Below are 16,240 nucleotides of genomic sequence, written 5' to 3'. Positions count from 1 at the left end.
GTTGGTGCTCAGAGTTCGGGGTGGCGGGTGTGCCAGGTGGTCGCGCGCTCGTACCGGGCGGCGACGGACACCACGTCGGCGTCGGCCCAGAGGCGGCCGATGAACTGGAGGCCGATCGGCAGGCCTTCGGGGGTGAACCCGCCCGGCACCGACAAGGCCGGCAAGCCGGCGTGGGCGGGCGGCTCGGTCATCGAGTGGATGAGCAGGCCCAGCGGCGGCACTTCCTGCCCGTCGACCAGCCGCGTCGGGCCGGTGTGGCCGCCGTGCGGGAACGCGGCGACGGGCGTCGTCGGAGTCACGAGGAAGTCGGCGTCGCCGAGAGCGGCCTGGAAAGCGTTGTAGATGTCGGTTTTGCCTTGCCGGAAGGCTCGGTGGACCTGCCGGCCGGTCACCGATTTCGCCCGCTCGGCCATTTCGGTGATCATGGGCCACACCTCGACATCGCCTTGCGCCATTTCCTCGGCGAATTGCAGGTAGTCGTAGCCGTTGATGTGGTCGAAGTAGATCGACGTGTCCGGCAGTTCGATGCCGACCTCTTCGACGGTGGCGCCCGCCGCGCGCAGGTCGTCGAGGGCGTCGTTGAACAGATTCCGCACATCCGGATCGAGTACGTGCTGCCCCACGTCCCAGCACGCGTTGATGCGCACCCCGGTCAGGTCGCCGGGGGCCAGGGCCGCCTCGGCGTAGCTGCGGGTGTCCCGCGGCACCGAGAACCGGTCGGAGGGGTGGTGGCCGTTCGTCGCGTCGAGCAACAGCGCGGCGTCGAGCACGGTACGAGCGATGGGACCGTCGGTTCCGTCACCATCGATGCTGTCGGCCGTGGGCACACGGCCGATCGACGGCTTGATCCCGACCGCGCCGCACAGCGCGGCCGGCACGCGGATGGACCCGCCGCCGTCCGAGCCCCAGGCGACCGGGCCGACGCCGGCCATCACCGCCGCGGCGGCGCCTCCGCTCGAACCGCCGGGGGTGTACCCCGGGTTCCACGGGTTGCCGGTCGTGCCGGTCAGCTTGCTGTCGGTGACCCCGAGCAGGCCGAACTCGGGCGTCGTGGTCTTGCCGAGCAGGATCGCCCCCTGCTCCTTCAGCCGCGCCCATCCGATCGCGTCGAAGTCCGGCACGTACTCCGCGAACGCGGTGCACCCGTAGGTGGTCCGCACGCCCGCGGTCTCCGCGAGGTCCTTCACCGTCATCGGGATCCCGAACAGGGCTGGCAGCTCTTCGCCGGCTCGCAGGCGCTTCTCGGCTTCCTTCGCCTGCGTCCGCGCCTGGTCTTCGGTCTTCGTGACCATGATGTTGAGTGCGGAGTCGGCCCGCTCCATCCGTTCCAGGGCTGCATCCACCGCTTCGACCGGCGATACCGCGCCGCTGCGGTAGAGCTCGGCGAGCTCCGCGGCGGTCTTCCAGTGCAGCTCATCCGGCATGGAAACTCCTTCAGTCGCGTAGGTGACGGCAGTATGTATCACGCTCGTTGTGTAACACAACACATACAACGATTTTGTTAGCTGCCGGAACTTTCAAGTCGATACCAGCCAGCCGCTCAGAGCCGACCGGTCCGCTCCATGCGCCTGCTGCGAACCAGTTCGATGAGACGATGGCCGCCGTGAGACGGCTCGGGCAGCAGTCCGTTCGCGACGTCTTCGAGCAGCGCTGCCACGGTCTCGGCCGCGTCAGCGCGGTTGGTACCGATGACGCCGCTCGGGCCCCGCTTGATCCAGCCGGTGCAGTACAGGCCGGGAAGCGGCACCCCGGTGCCGGGATCGATGACGCGTCCGCGCTCGTTGGGGACGACTGCGACTCGCTCGTCGAACGGCAACCCGGGTACCGCCTCACCGCGGAAGCCGATGGCCCGCACCACCAACGATGTCGCGATCGTCTCCGTCGTGCCGTCCCGGTGGGCGAACTCCACTTCGGACACCTCGTCGTCACCGCGAAGGGCGACTGGGGTGAGCCCGAATCGAAGAACCACTCTTCGTGGCTCGATGGGGATGCGAGACGCGGCGGCGCGGACGATGTCGAGCCGACGCGCGACCGGCGCTGGTGCGGCACGGAGAACCTCGTCGGGTATCACCGTTTCGCCGGCGACGGCCATCAAGTCGACGCCGGGCAACCGGGACAGCTCCAGCAGCTCGGCGGTACTGCAGGCGGCCGAGGCCGGGCCACGGCGAGCCACGAGCTGAACCTGCTCGATTCCGGAGCCGCGCAGTGCGGCCACTGCGTGACCGGCCATCGCGGTCCGCTCGAAGTCCGCGGCCGGCCGGGTCAGGATCCGGGCGACGTCGAAGGCGACGTTGCCGTTGCCGAGGACGACGGCACGGGAGCCGGAGAAGTCGAACTGTCGCTCGGCGAAGTCGGGATGCCCGTTGTACCAGCCGACGAACTCGCGGGCCGTCACCGAGCCGGGCAGGTCCTCGCCCGGCACGCCCAGGCGGCGGTCACCGGAGGCGCCGGTCGCGCAGATCACCGCGTGGTGATGACTCGCCAGCTCGGCCACGGTCACGTCACGGCCGAGCTCGGCATCGAACAGGCACGTGACGTTCGGTCTTCGGAGGACCCAGGCGAATCGATCGGCCATCTCCCGGGTGCGTTCGTGGTCCGGAGCCACTCCGGCCCGCAGCAGCCCGAACGGCGTGGGCAGCCGCTCGACGAGGGTGACCTCAACACCCCGCAGCTCGCTCAGCTCGGCCGCGGCATACAGCGCCGCCGGTCCCGTTCCGACGATGGCGACACGCAAGCGTCCCCCTGGCAGGCGCCGCCGAAGCAACGGCGGTGGTGCCACGTCCGGCTGTGGGTGCTCGGCGAAGTACTCCGCGTTGACAGCACGGAATTCGCCCAGATGATCGGGAAGGTCGGTTTCGTGGTGGATCGCGCCGACCGGGCACTCCGCTGCGCAAGCGCCGCAGTCGATACAGGCGGCCGGGTCGATGTGCAACTGCTCGGCTGCGAGGAACCCGGCGTCGCCGGGACGCGGATGGATGCACTGGACGGGGCACACGGGCACGCAAGACGCGTCGCTGCAGCAGCTTTGCGTGATGACGAACGTCATGGGGTGCGGCCCAGCACGCGCGCGGCGATCTCCTCCCCTACGCGGATGGCGCCGTCGACGTGCAGGAAACCGTGTCCGGCCACGTCGCTGCTGCCGAACTCCAGAGCTCCGACCGGGCGCAGCAGCGCCTCGCCGTAGCGGCTGAGCCCGCCCAGGTCGAACGTGCTGCCGTACGCACCGCCGGTCAGCTCCTGGTGCTGCCAGTCGGACTCCACGTAGTGCACCGGGTCGCGCGCCGCATCGCCGAAGTAGGCCGCCAGCGACCCGAGGACCCGCGCTCGGCGGGCCACCTCGTCGAGACGGTCCACCGAGTCGACGTTCACGTCGGAGACGAAGCCGACGAGGAACCCCCGGTCATCCCCCTCGGGCGTGTTGTCGTAGACCTCGTGCACCAGCTGGTACGGACCGAATCCCGTGCCGCTGAGCCCCTGTTCGCGCCAGAACGGCGTTTCGTAGGCGGCTTGCACCTTGATCACCAGCCCGAACGACTGGTGGTCCTGGGCCATCCGGCGCTCGGCGGGCAATCCCGGCGAGAAGCGGATCCGACGGAGCACCGGCGGCGGCACGGCCAGGACAACCTGGCGGGCCCCGACCACCGCGCCGGCCGCGTGCACCGTGGCGCTGTGCTCGTCCCAGTCGACGTGCTCGACGTCGACACCCAGCCGCACCCGCTCCCGCAGCCGCTCGGCCAGCGCCAGGGAGACCGACTGCAGGCCACCGGCGACCCGGCGATCGAGGATGAAGTCGGCGTCGACCAGGTTGCTGAACGAGCCGGCGCTCGCCGCCATCTGCAGCGCCTGCAGCGCCGAGAACGCGTGAGCCGGCTTGGTCAGCATCGCGGGACCGATGTAGAGGGCGATGTTGTCGCAGGCTTCTTCGTCGTCGCACTGCTGCTCGAGCCAGGCGCGGAAGGAGATGCGGTCCAGCCGCTCGGCATCGGGATGGTTCCAGGGGCGCTGGGGATCGACCTCGGCGGTGAGCGCGTCAAGGGCCTTGGTGAGCGTCTCGATCGCGACTGCCGTCGCTTCCGGCACCGGGAGCTCGTCGTCGAAGCGCCGGGCGACGCCTGCCTTGTCGAGGTACAGCGATTGCCCTGTCCGGTAGCGGGCGAAAGTCGGCAGGCCGAGCTCGTCGAGCAGGGCCAGCAAGGCCGTCTGGTCGGGTGCCAACCACTGCCCGCCCATTTCGAAGTCCGCCGGGCCGTGCCGCTCGGTGAGCAGCCGCCCGCCGACCCGGTCCCGCGCTTCCAGCACCACCACGTCGCGACCGGCCTCGGCCAGGCGCCACGCGGCCGTCAGCCCGGTCACCCCGGCCCCGACGATCACCACGTCGTGCATGTCGTTCACTCTCCGATCCAGGACATCACGTGCTTGACGCGGGTGTAGTCCTCCAGCCCGTACATCGACAGGTCCTTGCCGTAGCCGGAGTGCTTGAACCCGCCGTGCGGCATCTCCGACAGGTACGGGATGTGGGTGTTGATCCACACCACGCCGAAGTCCAGTTCCCTGGACGCGCGCATGGCGCGGCCGTGGTCGCGGGTCCACACGCTGGAGGCGAGGCCGTAGCGGCAGTCGTTGGCCAGCTGCAGCGCTTGCGACTCGTCGGTGAAGCGCTGGACGGTGATGACCGGACCGAACACCTCGTCCTGCACCAGGGCGTCGTCCTGGCGCAGGTCCGCCAAGATCGTGGGTGCGTAGAAGTAGCCCCGCTCGCCGACGGCATGACCGCCGGTGACCACCCTGGCGTGTTCGGGGCGCTCGTCGACCATCCGCGCGACGCGGGCGAGCTGGTCCGCGCTGTTCAGCGCGCCGTATGCGGCGGTGGCGTCGTCCGGTCCGCCGGTCACGGTGTTGCGCGCTTGCTCCGCCAGCGCGTCCAGGAACTCGTCGTGGATCCGCTCGCTCACCAGCACCCGGGTGGCCGCGGTGCAGTCCTGCCCGGCGTTGAAGAACCCCGCGCCGGCGATCCCGGCGGCGGCCTTCTCGACGTCGACGTCGTCGAACACCAGCACCGGGGCCTTGCCGCCCAGTTCCAGGTGGACACGTTTGACGTCGGCGGCGGCCGACCCGGCCACCTCCATGCCGGCCCGCACGGACCCGGTGATCGCCACCATGTCCGGCCGCGGGTGCGCGACGAGGGCGCGGCCGGTGTCGCGGTCACCGCAGACGAGGTTGAGGACACCGGGCGGCAGGAACTCCTGGCACAGCTCGGCGAGCATGGTGGAGGTGGCCGGGGTGGTGTCGCTGGGCTTGAGGACGACGGTATTGCCGGCGGCCAGCGCGGGCGCGATCTTCCAGACCATCATCGGCAACGGGTAGTTCCACGGCGTCACCTGGCCGACGACGCCGATCGGTTCGCGCCGGATGAACGAAGTGTGCTCGGCCAGGTACTCGCCGGCCGACTTCCCTTCGAGCAGGCGTGCGGCACCGGCGAAGAAACGGAAGTGGTCGACCGTCGGCGGCATCTCCTCCGACAGCGTCAAGTGGCGGGGTTTGCCGGTGTCGCGGCACTCGGCGTCCACGAACTCCTTCGCCCGCGCCTCCAAGGCGTCGGCGATGCCCAACAGGGCTCGTGACCGCTCCTGCGGCGTGGTCCGCCCCCACTGCTCGAATGCCCGCCCTGCGGCCGCGTAGGCGCGGTCGAGGTCGGCCTCCCCGGACAGCGCGGCCTGGGCGTAGACCTCGCCGGTCGCCGGATCGACAACGTCGTACGTCCGGCCGTCGGCGGCATCGACGACCTGGCCGTCGATCACGTTGCGGAAAAGCACGTTTCGTCCTCCAGTCACATCAAGTAGAGCTTGCGGAGCCGCTCGGTGACCCGCCACGTCGTGCGGTCTCCGGCGTGCAGCCGGACCAGCGTCCCCGGCCGCAGTCGCAGGACACTGCCGTCGGCGAACTCGACGCTGCCCGTTCCGGCCAGGACCAGGAAGACTTCGTCGGCCTCGGTGTCGGTGTCGGTGCCCGGAGCCATTTCCCACAGGCCGACTTCGGCGCTTCGGAGGTTCGTCAGTGCCAGGGAGGCGCCGTCCAGGGCGAGTTCGACCGCGCCCAGGTCGGCGCTGATCAGCCGGTCGGCCGCGATCGTGCCGGTCACGAGTCGAATCCCAGGCCGAGGCGGTCAAGCAACCGCAGCCACAGGTTGCGCTTGCCCGTGCGGTCCTCGCGGTTCAACGCCCAGCGGGTGATCTGGATGCCGAGCCACGCGATCGGCTCCGGCGGGAAAGGCAGTGGCTTCTCCCGGACCATCCGCAGCCGCGTCCGGTCGGTGTCGAGACCGGCCAGCTGGTCCAGCATGACGTCGGCGGCGAACCGCGAGGAACCCACGCCCAACCCGGTGAACCCGGTGGCATACGCGGTCCGGCCGCCGTGGGCTCGGCCGAAAAAGGCCGCGAAGCGGGTGGAGGTGTCGATGACCCCGGCCCAGCGGTGGGTGAACTGGATGCCTTCCAGCTGCGGGAAGGTCTCGGCGAAGTGCTCGGCCAGCTTTTCGAAGGTGATCCGGCGGTCCTGGTGCTCACCGCGGATGGTCCGGCCGAAGTGGTAGATCGCGTCGTAGCCGCCCCAGAGGATCCGGCGGTCCGGGGTGATCCGGTAGTAGTGGAACTGGTTGCCGGAGTCGCTGACGGCGACGGCGGGATCCCAGTTCAGCATCTGGAGCTGGTCCTCGGTGAGAGGTTCGGTGGCCAGGACGTAGTCGTAGACGGGCACCACCGACCAACGCGGCCGGCTCAGCGGTCCGGGGAAGACGTTGGTCGCGAGCACGACGTTCGCCGCGCGCACGGTGCCGCCGGGCGTCTTCGCCACGACCCGCCCGCCCTCGAGCCTCAGCGCGCCGAGGCGGGTGTGCTCGTAGATCCGCACGCCCTGCGACTCCGCCGCGTCGGCCAGGCCCCAGGCGAGCCGAGCCGGATCGACGACGGCGCAGTCACGGGCGTTGCGCCGGCCGGCCAGGTAGGTCGGCGAATCGACGATCGCCCGGGTGGCCGCTGCGCCCAGGAACCCTTCACGGCGGGGGGCCAGCTGCAGAACCTCGTGCGAGCGGGTCGCCACGGACAGCGAGCCGCCGCGCAGGAAGCCGCAGCCGATGGAGTAGCGGCCGACGGTCTCCTCGATCTCGTCGAGGTTGCGCAGGCCGAGGGCGTGCAGGCGGTCGTACTCGTCGGGCCACCGCTTCCGCCCGTTGGGTTCACCGTGGGTGAGGCTGGCCTCGCACATCCCGCCGTTGCGGCCGGTGGCGTGCTCGGCGATGCGATCGCCCTCGATCAGGACGACACTGCGGCCCGGCTCGCGTTCGACCGCGCGCAATGCCGTCCAGAGGCCGGTGAACCCCCCACCCACGACGAGGAGATCGACCTCGATGTCCTCGGTGAGCGGCAGACGTGGTTCGGGACGATCGGAGGTGTCCAGCCACAGAGGACGGAGCTTGGAGCCCTCGAGCGCCGCGAGGGGCCACTGGCCGGTGCTCAGCGTGCTCATCGGTCTTCTCCGCCCGGCCGACGACGGTCGTGGGGACGGGTGGTCATGGGGTCCTCCCGGAGTGGCGCGACCGGTCGGTCCGATCGGGCTTCCGACGACGGTAGCAGGAAATGTTTGTTGAGTTATACAACGTTTGTCATACATAATGCGAGGACAGCTCGAGCAGTACCTGAGGAGTGCGTCGGATGAACCGGACGGATGTCGTCGTCATCGGAGGTGGCCTGGCCGGCCTGGTCGCGGCCCGGGACTTGGCGGCGGCCGGGATCGGCGTAGAGCTCCTGGAAGCTCGTGACCGGGTGGGAGGCCGGACGTGGACCGCCCGCTTCGAAGCCGCCGGTGTCGATGTCGACCTGGGCGCGGAGTGGGTCGCGCCGGACTGTCACCGCGCGGTGGTGCGCGAGGCGGAGCGCTACGGTCTCGGGCTCGATGTCACCGCCGCGGCCGACGCGGACCCGTCGGAAGAGAACGCTGATTACGAGCGCGTTCTCGCTCAGCTCGACAAGGACGCCGCCGGAATCGACTTCGACCGTCCCGACTGGTACCGAGGTCTTGAGCACCTCGACATGACGATGGTCGACTACCTGGCTCCGCTGGGTCTCCCGGCGCAGGCCCGCGAACACGTCCTGGCGGACGCGTTCGCGTTGATGGGCGCCGACGAACACCGCTACTCGGTGCTCAACCTGCTGCACGAGGTCCGTGGCTTCGGCAGCGCCCGAGCGGCTTTCACCGGCGAAACGGCGAGGGTGGGCGGCGGGGCCGACGCGATCGCCCGCGCGATCGCCGCCGGGCTCGGTGACGCCGTCCGGCTGCAGCACGCCGTCGAGCGAATCGCGCCGCACGACGGAGGGGTCGTCGTAGCCGGGGCGGGCTTCTCGGTCGAGGCGCGGGCGGCCGTCGTTGCGCTCCCGGTCAACGTCCTGCGTGAACTGAACGCGGAGATCCCGTTCGGTCCGCAGGCTGCCCGGGTGCTCTCCGAAGGCCACGTCGGCCGTGCGGCGAAGGGCTGGGCCACGGTTTCCGGCGACGCGACGGGTGTGCATTCTGAGGGGTGGCCGGACGCGATCGAGGTCTACGCCGTGCCGGGCACGGCGACCGCGGCCGTGGCCCGGTTCAGCCTCGGCGAGCCCGGTCACGACGCGGCCCTCGAGCGAGCGCGTGCGGCGATGGCGCGCCGCCACCCGGAACTGGGCGCCGAGCTGGAGACCTTCTCCCACGACTGGATCACCGACGAGTACGCGCGCGGTACCTGGCACGCCGCCACTCCCGGGCAGGCCCCCGGCTGGCACGAGCTCGCGGCCACTCCGGGCCCCTTCTTCGTCGCCGGCGGTGACGTCTCCCGCCGCTGGTTCGGCTGGATGGACGGGGCCATCACCTCGGGGGCGGACGCAGCTGTCCGGGCGGCGGCCTTCGTGGCGGGACGCCCCGTGCCCGAAGTCCGCGGGTGACGGCGGCCGTCGGCTCGGTCGTCCGCATCGAGGTGACGGCCACCAAAGGCTTCGCGCTCCGCAGCGTGCCCGACGTCCGGATCGAGCGGACGGGCATCGTCGGCAACCGCGAGTTCTTCCTCGTCGACATCGACGAGCGGCTGTACTCCGTGCCGCGGGACCCGGTGTTCCTGGACCTCTGGACCTCCTATGATCCGGCGACCGGTGTGTTCGCGGTCGGCCGTGGCGAGACGACCGAGTGCGCGGCGCCGGTTCCGGCCGACGGCGAGCACCGCGACTTCCGCCTCGACGACCGGACCGTCGAAGGCTGGTGGGCGCCTGGCCCGTGGGACGAGCTCCTCTCCGACATCGCCGCGCGCGACCTGCGGCTGGTCCGTTGCGCCGAACCCGGCGGCGGCCACGACGCCTATCCGGTCACGGTCCAGTCGACGGCATCGCTCGCGGCGCTCGGCTCGGAGACCGACGGCTCACCGGTCGACCCGCGCCGATTCCGGCTCAACCTCACGCTCGACCTCGGCCGGATTCCGTTCCGGGAAGACACCTGGGAAGGCCGCGATGTCGTCGTGGGCGCCAGCCGGCTGCGGCTGGGCAACGGAGTCCCCCGCTGCCTGGCGGTCGAGCACCACCCCGACGGCGGCGATCGCTCGCTGAAAGTGCAGCGTCGCATCCGGGACGTGCGCGGGGCTACCCCGAGCGTATGGGGACCCGCGGTTCTCTTCGGGGTCTACGCGGAAGTCGTCACCCCCGGATCGGTCGCGGTGGGAAACGTCGTGACCCTGTTGCCAACTCAAGGAGAATGCTCATGAAGGCCGAGTTCCAGCCTGCCCTGCTTCCCGGCACCAACCGGATCTTCGACCGGGTGCGCGACCTGGTCGCGATCGGACCCCGCCGGACCGGCACGCCCGAGGGCAAGGCCGCGGCCCACTACGTCGCCGAGGCGTTCCGCTCGGTCGGAATATCCGATGTCCGCATCGACGAGTCCGCATCGACGAGGTGGGAAGCGGACCGCTGGCGCCTGACCGTCGATGGAGCCGAAGTCCCCTGCTTCCCGGTCACCCACTCGTTCATCGGCGAGGACGAACTCGGCGAGTTCTCCACCGGCGACGGCCGCACCGCGCGCATCGTCGATCTGGACAGCGGGGCGGCCGACGACGAGATGGCCGGCGCCATCGTCCTGTTCGACGTGCAGTTCCCCGGGATCGACGTGGCTGCCGAGCTGGGGCCCGAGCTGGCCGCCTGGATCCCCGAAGACCTCCTGCCCGGCGGGAAGTTCACCGATCCCTACCACTCCTCCCTGCCCGAAATCCTGCCCCGCTTGGTGAAGGCCGGCGCGGTCGGGTTCGTCGCCGTGCTGGCCGACTACTTCGACTCCGACCGGTACATCAACGAAGACGTCTGCGACATCCCGATCCCCGGCGTGTGGATCACGCGGCGGCGGGCCCAGCAGATGCGGGAACGACTGCATTCGAAGCCCGGCGCCGAAGCGACCCTCACCCTGCACGGGCGTCGCGTCCCGGCGACCGGGTACAGCCCGGTGGCGGTTCTGCCCGGTCGCAGCTCGGAAGCGATCTTGATCCACTCGCACCACGACTCGGTGTGGGACGGGGCGGTCGAAGACGCGAGCGGAACCGCGGTCGTGCTCGCGCTGGCCGAGTACTTCGCGGCCATCCCCGAGCAGGACCGGGCCCGCACACTGGTCTTCGCGACGATGGACACCCATTTCACCGGGTACGAAGCACACCAGAAGTTCATCGAGGACTACGTCGACAAGCACGACGGCGGCCGCGAGATCCTCATCGACGTCACCATCGAGCACGTCGCCCGCTCCGGCCGCATCGTCGACGGCGAACTGGTGATCGCCGACCAACCGGAACTGCGGGTGGTCTTGTACAGCGCCGGTGATCGGGTCCGGGACCTGCTCGTCGAGAAGGCCGAAGATCTCGACCGAATTCTGGCCGTTCCGACCTCCTTGCTCCCCACCGGGGAACTGCCCACCGACGCGGACTACAACCACCGCGCCGGCCTGCCGGTGATCAGCTTCATCTCCGCCCCGATCTACCTGTACGACGAGTCGGACACGCTCGACAAAGTGGACCGCGACCAGCTCGTCCCCGTCACGACGATGTTCGCCGAGCTGACCACCGAGCTGCTGACGATGCCGCGGGAGGACTTCCGCCCCTGAACCGCAACAGCACGAAAGCCAGAAGCGCGGTGGCGGCGAGGAGCACCGCGCCGGCGATCGCGCTTACCCGGAAGCCGTTGACGAACGCTTGCTTCGCGGTCTCCAGCAGGATTTCCCGGTGCGGCGACGGCATCCCGGCCGCGGTCGTGGTCGCGCCACCGAGGGTTTCGCGCGCGATCTCGCCCGCCTCGGCGGGGATTCCCGCCCGGTAGACCGCCGCGGCGACGCTGCCCAGCACCGCGGTTCCGAGCGCTGCTCCGAGTTCATACGCGGTCTCGGAAATCGCCGCCGCCGCGCCGGCCCGCTCCGGCGCGGCGGCGGACACGATGAGGTCGCTGGTGAGCGTCGCGGACAGCGACTCCCCGAACTCGACGAAGGTCATCGCGACGATCAGGAGAACGAGGCCGGCGTGGACTCCCACCCCAGCCAGCGCCGCGAATCCCAGAGCGGCCAGGAAGAGCCCACCCGCGATCAGCCGCCGTACCGGCATCCGGCGGGCGAGGCGCACGGCGCCGAGCGAGCCCACGATGCTCGCCGCCGTGGCCGGCAGCAGCCACAGCGCGGCAACCAGCGCCGGCAGCCCGAGGACCAGCTGCAGGTACTGCGGGACCAGGAACAACGAGCCGACCAGCGCGAACACCCCGAGCGTCTCGGTCAGCACCGAGGCGGCGAACGTGCCATCGCGGAACAACGCGAGATCCAGCATCGGGTTCGGCAGCGCACGCTGACGACGCACGAACCACACGCCCACCAGCGTCCCGGCGACCACCGACAGCACCGCGACGCGGTCGGCACCGTGCTCGGCGAACTGCTTGATCCCGTAGATCACGGGCACGGCCGCCGCGAGCGAGAGCAGCGCCGAAAGGACGTCGAACCGGCCGGGCGCCGGGTCGCGCAGCTCCGGAAGCACGAACGGACCGACCAGCAGCAGCACCAGCATCACCGGCACGTTGATCAGGAACACCGACCCCCACCGGAAGTGCTCCAGCAGCCAGCCGCCCAGCACCGGTCCCAGGCCCATCCCGCCGGAGAACGCCGCCGCCCACACCGCGATGGCCACCCGCCGCCGGGCGGGCTCGGTGAAAATCCCCCGGATCAGCGCCAGCGTCGACGGCATCAGCGTCGCTCCGCCGATGCCGAGCAGCGCCCGCGCGGCGACCAGAAAGCCCGCGGATGGCGCGATCGACGCCAGCACCGACGCCCCACCGAAGGCAGCGGCGCCCCACAGCAGCACGGTACGGCGGCCGAACCGGTCCCCCAGCGTGCCCATCAGCACGAGCAGCCCGCCCAGCACGAGCGAGTAGACGTCGACGAACCACAGCTGCTGAACCGCGCTCGGGCGAAGGTCCTCGCTGATGGCCGGGAGCGCGAACCCCAGCACGGTCACATCGACGCTGACCAGCAACACCGGCAGAACCAGCACCGCCAAAGCGAGCCAGTCACGGCGGCGCCCGGCGGTTTCACTCTTCCCCATTAGTTTACCGTCCAGACGGTATAGTTTGCTCGACATCGAAGCTAAACCGGCCGGACGGTACAGTCAACCGATATGGGGCGCCCTTCCGCGCGAGACCAGGTTCTCGACGCCTACCAGGAGATTCTGATCGCCGACGGCGTCGCCGCTGTCACGCTCGAGGCCGTGGCCGCCCGGGCCGGTGTTTCGAAAGGCGGGCTGCTCTACCACTTCGGTTCGAAGGATGCTCTCCTCGACGGCCTCGTCGAGCGGCTGCTGCACCTGACTGAAGCCGACATCGCCCGCGCGCACGAGGCACCCGAAGGGCCGCTGCGCTACTACCTGTCCACTTCGGTCACCGATGCGGACATGGGCAAGCCCGCGCACCGCGCCACGATCGCCGCCCTGCGTCTGCTCGGCACCGACCCCAAGATCAGCACCACGATGATCGAGATCGACCGGCGGTGGTCCGAGTTGCTGGCCGCGCACCTGAAAGATCCTGCCGTCGTCCAGGTGGCCGCCCTGCTCGGCGATGGGCTTTACCTACGGGCCACACTCGGCGAAAAGACACCCGAGGACTTTCTCCGGCGCCTGCCGGACATGCTCGAACAGCTGGATCAGTAGATCACATAGACCTTGCGCAGCGTCTCGGTGACGTCCCAGCGGCCGGTCCAGCCGACGGGGAGGACGAGGAGATCGCCGGCGCGCAGATCGTGGCGGGTCCCCGTTTCGCCATCGGTTATCGTGGCCGCACCGGAGAGGACGACGCAGACCTCGGTGTCGGACCGGTCGACGACGGGCCAGCCACCCGGCTGGCACTCCCAGACGCCGATGGTGCCGTGGGCGTCCGGGGCGATCGCGGCGACGCGCAGTTGCGGGTTTCCGCTGTCGGCTCCGGCCCGTACTCCGGCTGGGGAGAGGGGCCCGGCGAGCTCAGCGGCGGCAGTCAGAGTCAACGAAGGCACAGTTTCGGCTCTTTCGGGTCAGTGAGCGCCGGTGAGGCGTTCGAGGGCACGGGCAATCCGCGAGGCACGGCGGAGCAGGCGTTCTTCGGCGTCGCCGAGTCCGGCGGCGAGTAGGCCGGTGTTGACGCCGAGCCAGCGCAGTGGCTCCGGCTCCCACCGGGGCGAATGGTGGTCGACGATCGGCAGGTCGTTGACCGGGTCGTCCAGGCCAAGAATGAGGTTGCTCAGGACGCGGGCCGAGAGGTTGCTGGTGGCGACGCCGTCGCCGACGTACGGGCCGGCCCAGGCGTGGCCGGTCGTCCGGTTGAGCCCGACCGAGGGATGCCAGTCGCGCGGCACACCCAGCGGTCCGCCCCAGCGATGGGTGATGTCCACATCGGACAAGGAAGGGAAGAACCCTTTCAGGGTGTCGTGAATCCGGTTGTGGATCCTGAGATCGGCGTCGAACGAGTTCTTCACCGCCGACCCGAAATGGTAGGGCGCGCCCCGCCCGCCGAACACGATCCGCCGGTCCGCGGTGACCTGCGCGTAGACGCGCAGGTTCCGCAGATCGTTGAACGCGGTCCGGTGGGTCAGGCCCAGCTCGGCCAGCCGTCGCTCGCTCAGCGGTTCGGTGGCCAAGACCAGGGAGTACAGCGGCACCAAGGTGCGCCGGTGACCGGGCAAGGCCGGCGTGTAGGCCTCGGTAGCCCGCACGACGTAAGGGGCACGGACTCGGCCGTGCGGAGTTCGGACGCCCCCGGCCTCGATCTGCACGACCGGTGAACTTTCGTGAATGACCGCTCCCCGGCCCTCGACCACCGCGGCCAGCCCGTGGGCGAGCTTTGCCGGATGGACCACGGCGCAATGCTCGGTGAAGGTCGCCCCGAGCACACCGTCGGCATCGACCAGCTTGCTCGCCTCGTCACGGCTGAGCACGCTCCACTGGGCCGGCAGGCCGAAATCCGCGGCCGCGTCCCGGGAAGCGTGGACGCGGGCCAGCTGAGCCGGATTCCGGGCCAAGGACACGAACCCCTCGCGGGCGAAGTCGCAGTCGATCCGCTCCCGGGCAACGACTCGCGACACTTCGGCGACGGTCGCGTTCATCTCGTACTGCAGGCGCACCGCGGCTTCTCGTGAGGAGGACTTCGCCACCTGCTCCAGTGAGATCGGGAAGATGGCCGAACACCACCCGCCGTTGCGGCCCGAGGCGCCGAACCCGACCGATTCCTTCTCCAGCAGAACGATCCTCAAGTTGGGTTCGGCTTCGAGCAGGTAATAGGCGCTCCACAGCCCGGTGTAGCCCGCGCCGATGATCACGACGTCGGCGTCCCGGTCGCCGGGCAGCGCCGTCCGGGACACGCCCGGCGCGCCCCACAGCGGAGATGTGACCGATCGATCCAGCGCCTTGGACATCCCGTGCACCTTTCGATCGGTTCTGCTCGCGCTTGACGCTGCTTGGCTACTCGAAAACACTGCGAAACTCACTTCCCGGACTCGACCGGCCGGCCGCCTTACTCGCAGACGGGCCGGATGGTGCGCAGCAGCGGCACGCCCGCCACGGCGGTCGCGACCGCGAGAACGACCCCGAATGCCGGGGCACCGAAGGTGTCGAGGACCCAGCCGGCGGGCGCCGGCCCCAGGCCCGTACCGATCGCCAGGGCACCGCTGGCGGCGGCGACCCAGCGGCCGCTGCCGTCCGCGGCTGCGGCCACGGCCAGCACCTGGACGAGCAGCCCCATGAAGCAGACCTGCCAGACGATCGCGGCGACGAGGTAGCACGGTCCCGACGGAACCGCCGCGACCACCAGCTTGGCGACCGCTTCCACGGCGACGAGGACGGCGATGGTGGGCAACCGCCCCGCCTTGCCGGCCGCCATCGCGCTCAGCCCCACTCCGGCCAGGGATGCGACGGACGCGATCGCGAGGACCAGCGACACGGCACCGGCGGACATGCCCGCGTGCGTCTCTCCCAGTACCTCGCTGTAGGACCAGGCTCCCTGATCGGTCGCTCCCAGCAACGCCACCGCCAGCAGGAACACCACGGATACCAGAGTTGGCGGAACGCGCTCGCGGCTCGGTTCGGGCGCCTCCGGAAGAGCACGCACCAGCCAGAACGCCGGGAGGCAGCAGACCGCGAGGACGGCGAATCCCGCTGCGCCGCCCCAGGCGTCGTTGGCCTCGGGCAGGGCGATGACGAGGACCGCGATCACGATCGTGCCGCCCACCACGGCGACCGTCGAGGCCCGGTCGGTGTCGTCGGTCGCGGTGATCGCCGCCATGGCTGCGGCGTAACTGACGCCGAGACCCGCACCGGCCAGGACGTTGCCCACGGTCAGCAGAGCCAGGTTCGGCGCGGCGAAAGCGAGGCCGAAGCCGGCGACGGTCGTGACGAGACCGATCGTGGCGATGCGGACCCGTCCGGGGCGTGCCGCTCGGGGCGCCACGGCCAGCGTCGCCAGCGCGGTCGCGAGCAGCTGGAGGGTGGCGACCATGCCCGCGGAGGCGTTCGACAGGTGAAACCGGTCGGTCATTCCCGGCAGGAGGACGGGCATCAGGTTGGCACCCAGGTTGCCCAGCGAGGCGCCGGTGATCAGGGCGGCACTGACCCCGACGCCGATCGCGGGCGACGTCCCCTCTCCGCGCCACTGTGGACGACGACCTGACATCCGAACTCTTCTCTCGCGGTCAGCCGGCA

Annotated in this window: 14 protein-coding genes and 1 pseudogene; 4 read left to right on the top strand and 11 right to left on the bottom strand. The window is 70.3% G+C overall.

Features of this window, described 5'->3' with window-relative positions; genetic code table 11:
* Nucleotides 1-8 precede the first annotated feature (8 nt).
* The 7 genes and pseudogenes from ACIQWX_RS18830 to ACIQWX_RS18800 all read right to left on the bottom strand — a co-directional run bounded on the left by ACIQWX_RS18830 (nucleotide 9) and on the right by ACIQWX_RS18800 (nucleotide 7,521).
* Nucleotides 9-1,424, bottom strand: coding sequence for an amidase (locus ACIQWX_RS18830; RefSeq protein ID WP_400872182.1), 1,416 nt, complete (start codon nucleotides 1,422-1,424; stop codon nucleotides 9-11).
* A gap of 116 nt (nucleotides 1,425-1,540) precedes the next feature.
* Nucleotides 1,541-2,734 (bottom strand): FAD-dependent oxidoreductase, encoded by a 1,194-nt coding sequence (locus tag ACIQWX_RS18825; protein WP_400875816.1) that lies wholly within the window; start codon nucleotides 2,732-2,734, stop codon nucleotides 1,541-1,543.
* Between the two features lie 135 nt (nucleotides 2,735-2,869).
* A pseudogene (locus tag ACIQWX_RS18820) lies at nucleotides 2,870-3,046 on the bottom strand (ferredoxin family protein); the annotation flags it as partial.
* Nucleotides 3,043-4,383 carry a flavin monoamine oxidase family protein gene (locus tag ACIQWX_RS18815; RefSeq protein ID WP_400872179.1) on the bottom strand — a complete coding sequence of 447 codons (1,341 nt, stop codon included), beginning with the start codon at nucleotides 4,381-4,383 and terminating at the stop codon, nucleotides 3,043-3,045. The gene ACIQWX_RS18815 and the pseudogene ACIQWX_RS18820, both read right to left, overlap by 4 nt.
* A 5-nt stretch (nucleotides 4,384-4,388) precedes the next feature.
* Nucleotides 4,389-5,813 (bottom strand): gamma-aminobutyraldehyde dehydrogenase, encoded by a 1,425-nt coding sequence (locus ACIQWX_RS18810; RefSeq protein ID WP_400872176.1) that lies wholly within the window; start codon nucleotides 5,811-5,813, stop codon nucleotides 4,389-4,391.
* Between the two features lie 14 nt (nucleotides 5,814-5,827).
* On the bottom strand, nucleotides 5,828-6,139 hold the full coding sequence (locus tag ACIQWX_RS18805) for a cupin domain-containing protein (protein ID WP_400872173.1): 312 nt from the start codon (nucleotides 6,137-6,139) through the stop codon (nucleotides 5,828-5,830).
* Nucleotides 6,136-7,521 carry an NAD(P)/FAD-dependent oxidoreductase gene (locus ACIQWX_RS18800; protein WP_400872170.1) on the bottom strand — a complete coding sequence of 462 codons (1,386 nt, stop codon included), beginning with the start codon at nucleotides 7,519-7,521 and terminating at the stop codon, nucleotides 6,136-6,138. Before ACIQWX_RS18800 ends, ACIQWX_RS18805 begins: the two co-directional genes overlap by 4 nt.
* 185 nt (nucleotides 7,522-7,706) lie before the next feature.
* Between ACIQWX_RS18800 and ACIQWX_RS18795 the strand changes: the two genes are divergently transcribed.
* The 3 genes from ACIQWX_RS18795 to ACIQWX_RS18785 are packed head-to-tail and all read left to right on the top strand — an operon-like array spanning nucleotide 7,707 to nucleotide 11,148.
* Nucleotides 7,707-8,966 (top strand): flavin monoamine oxidase family protein, encoded by a 1,260-nt coding sequence (locus ACIQWX_RS18795; RefSeq protein ID WP_400872167.1) that lies wholly within the window; start codon nucleotides 7,707-7,709, stop codon nucleotides 8,964-8,966.
* Entirely contained in the window at nucleotides 8,963-9,772 is an 810-nt protein-coding gene (locus tag ACIQWX_RS18790; protein ID WP_400872164.1) for an MOSC domain-containing protein, read from the top strand. The genes ACIQWX_RS18795 and ACIQWX_RS18790 overlap by 4 nt, the downstream gene beginning before the upstream one ends.
* Entirely contained in the window at nucleotides 9,769-11,148 is a 1,380-nt protein-coding gene (locus ACIQWX_RS18785) for a M28 family peptidase (protein ID WP_400872161.1), read from the top strand. The genes ACIQWX_RS18790 and ACIQWX_RS18785 overlap by 4 nt, the downstream gene beginning before the upstream one ends.
* Here ACIQWX_RS18785 and ACIQWX_RS18780 read toward each other — a convergent pair.
* Complete coding sequence (locus ACIQWX_RS18780; protein ID WP_400872158.1) at nucleotides 11,081-12,622, bottom strand: MFS transporter; 1,542 nt, start codon at nucleotides 12,620-12,622, stop codon at nucleotides 11,081-11,083. The genes ACIQWX_RS18785 and ACIQWX_RS18780 overlap by 68 nt on opposite strands.
* 72 nt (nucleotides 12,623-12,694) lie before the next feature.
* On the opposite strand from ACIQWX_RS18780, the gene ACIQWX_RS18775 reads away from it, so the two are divergent.
* On the top strand, nucleotides 12,695-13,222 hold the full coding sequence (locus ACIQWX_RS18775; RefSeq protein ID WP_400872155.1) for a TetR/AcrR family transcriptional regulator: 528 nt from the start codon (nucleotides 12,695-12,697) through the stop codon (nucleotides 13,220-13,222).
* Here the strand turns inward: ACIQWX_RS18775 and ACIQWX_RS18770 are convergent.
* The 3 genes from ACIQWX_RS18770 to ACIQWX_RS18760 form a co-directional block, all read right to left on the bottom strand.
* The gene (locus tag ACIQWX_RS18770; RefSeq protein WP_400872153.1) at nucleotides 13,216-13,554 is read right to left on the bottom strand and encodes a cupin domain-containing protein; all 339 of its coding nucleotides are present in this window, start codon (nucleotides 13,552-13,554) and stop codon (nucleotides 13,216-13,218) included. The two genes, ACIQWX_RS18775 and ACIQWX_RS18770, sit on opposite strands and share 7 nt — an antisense overlap.
* 27 nt (nucleotides 13,555-13,581) lie before the next feature.
* Nucleotides 13,582-14,958, bottom strand: coding sequence for an NAD(P)/FAD-dependent oxidoreductase (locus ACIQWX_RS18765; protein ID WP_400872150.1), 1,377 nt, complete (start codon nucleotides 14,956-14,958; stop codon nucleotides 13,582-13,584).
* Nucleotides 14,959-15,056: 98 nt separating this feature from the next.
* The gene (locus ACIQWX_RS18760) at nucleotides 15,057-16,211 is read right to left on the bottom strand and encodes an MFS transporter (RefSeq protein WP_400872147.1); all 1,155 of its coding nucleotides are present in this window, start codon (nucleotides 16,209-16,211) and stop codon (nucleotides 15,057-15,059) included.
* Nucleotides 16,212-16,240 lie beyond the last annotated feature (29 nt).

It is taken from the genome of Amycolatopsis sp. NPDC098790 (assembly GCF_044759945.1).
In the GTDB taxonomy this organism is placed as follows: domain Bacteria; phylum Actinomycetota; class Actinomycetes; order Mycobacteriales; family Pseudonocardiaceae; genus Amycolatopsis.
Note: the sequence above shows the minus strand (reverse complement) of the source record. Positions and strands in the feature narration are given on the sequence as shown.

Coding starts and splice junctions, on each gene's coding strand:
- ACIQWX_RS18775 (WP_400872155.1), top strand. CDS start 12,695: ATGGGGCGCCCTTCCGCGCGAGACCAGGTTCTCGACGCCTACCAGGAG.
- ACIQWX_RS18830 (WP_400872182.1), bottom strand. CDS start 1,424: ATGCCGGATGAGCTGCACTGGAAGACCGCCGCGGAGCTCGCCGAGCTC.
- ACIQWX_RS18760 (WP_400872147.1), bottom strand. CDS start 16,211: ATGTCAGGTCGTCGTCCACAGTGGCGCGGAGAGGGGACGTCGCCCGCG.
- ACIQWX_RS18800 (WP_400872170.1), bottom strand. CDS start 7,521: ATGAGCACGCTGAGCACCGGCCAGTGGCCCCTCGCGGCGCTCGAGGGC.
- ACIQWX_RS18765 (WP_400872150.1), bottom strand. CDS start 14,958: ATGTCCAAGGCGCTGGATCGATCGGTCACATCTCCGCTGTGGGGCGCG.
- ACIQWX_RS18785 (WP_400872161.1), top strand. CDS start 9,769: ATGAAGGCCGAGTTCCAGCCTGCCCTGCTTCCCGGCACCAACCGGATC.
- ACIQWX_RS18780 (WP_400872158.1), bottom strand. CDS start 12,622: ATGGGGAAGAGTGAAACCGCCGGGCGCCGCCGTGACTGGCTCGCTTTG.
- ACIQWX_RS18795 (WP_400872167.1), top strand. CDS start 7,707: ATGAACCGGACGGATGTCGTCGTCATCGGAGGTGGCCTGGCCGGCCTG.
- ACIQWX_RS18815 (WP_400872179.1), bottom strand. CDS start 4,383: ATGCACGACGTGGTGATCGTCGGGGCCGGGGTGACCGGGCTGACGGCC.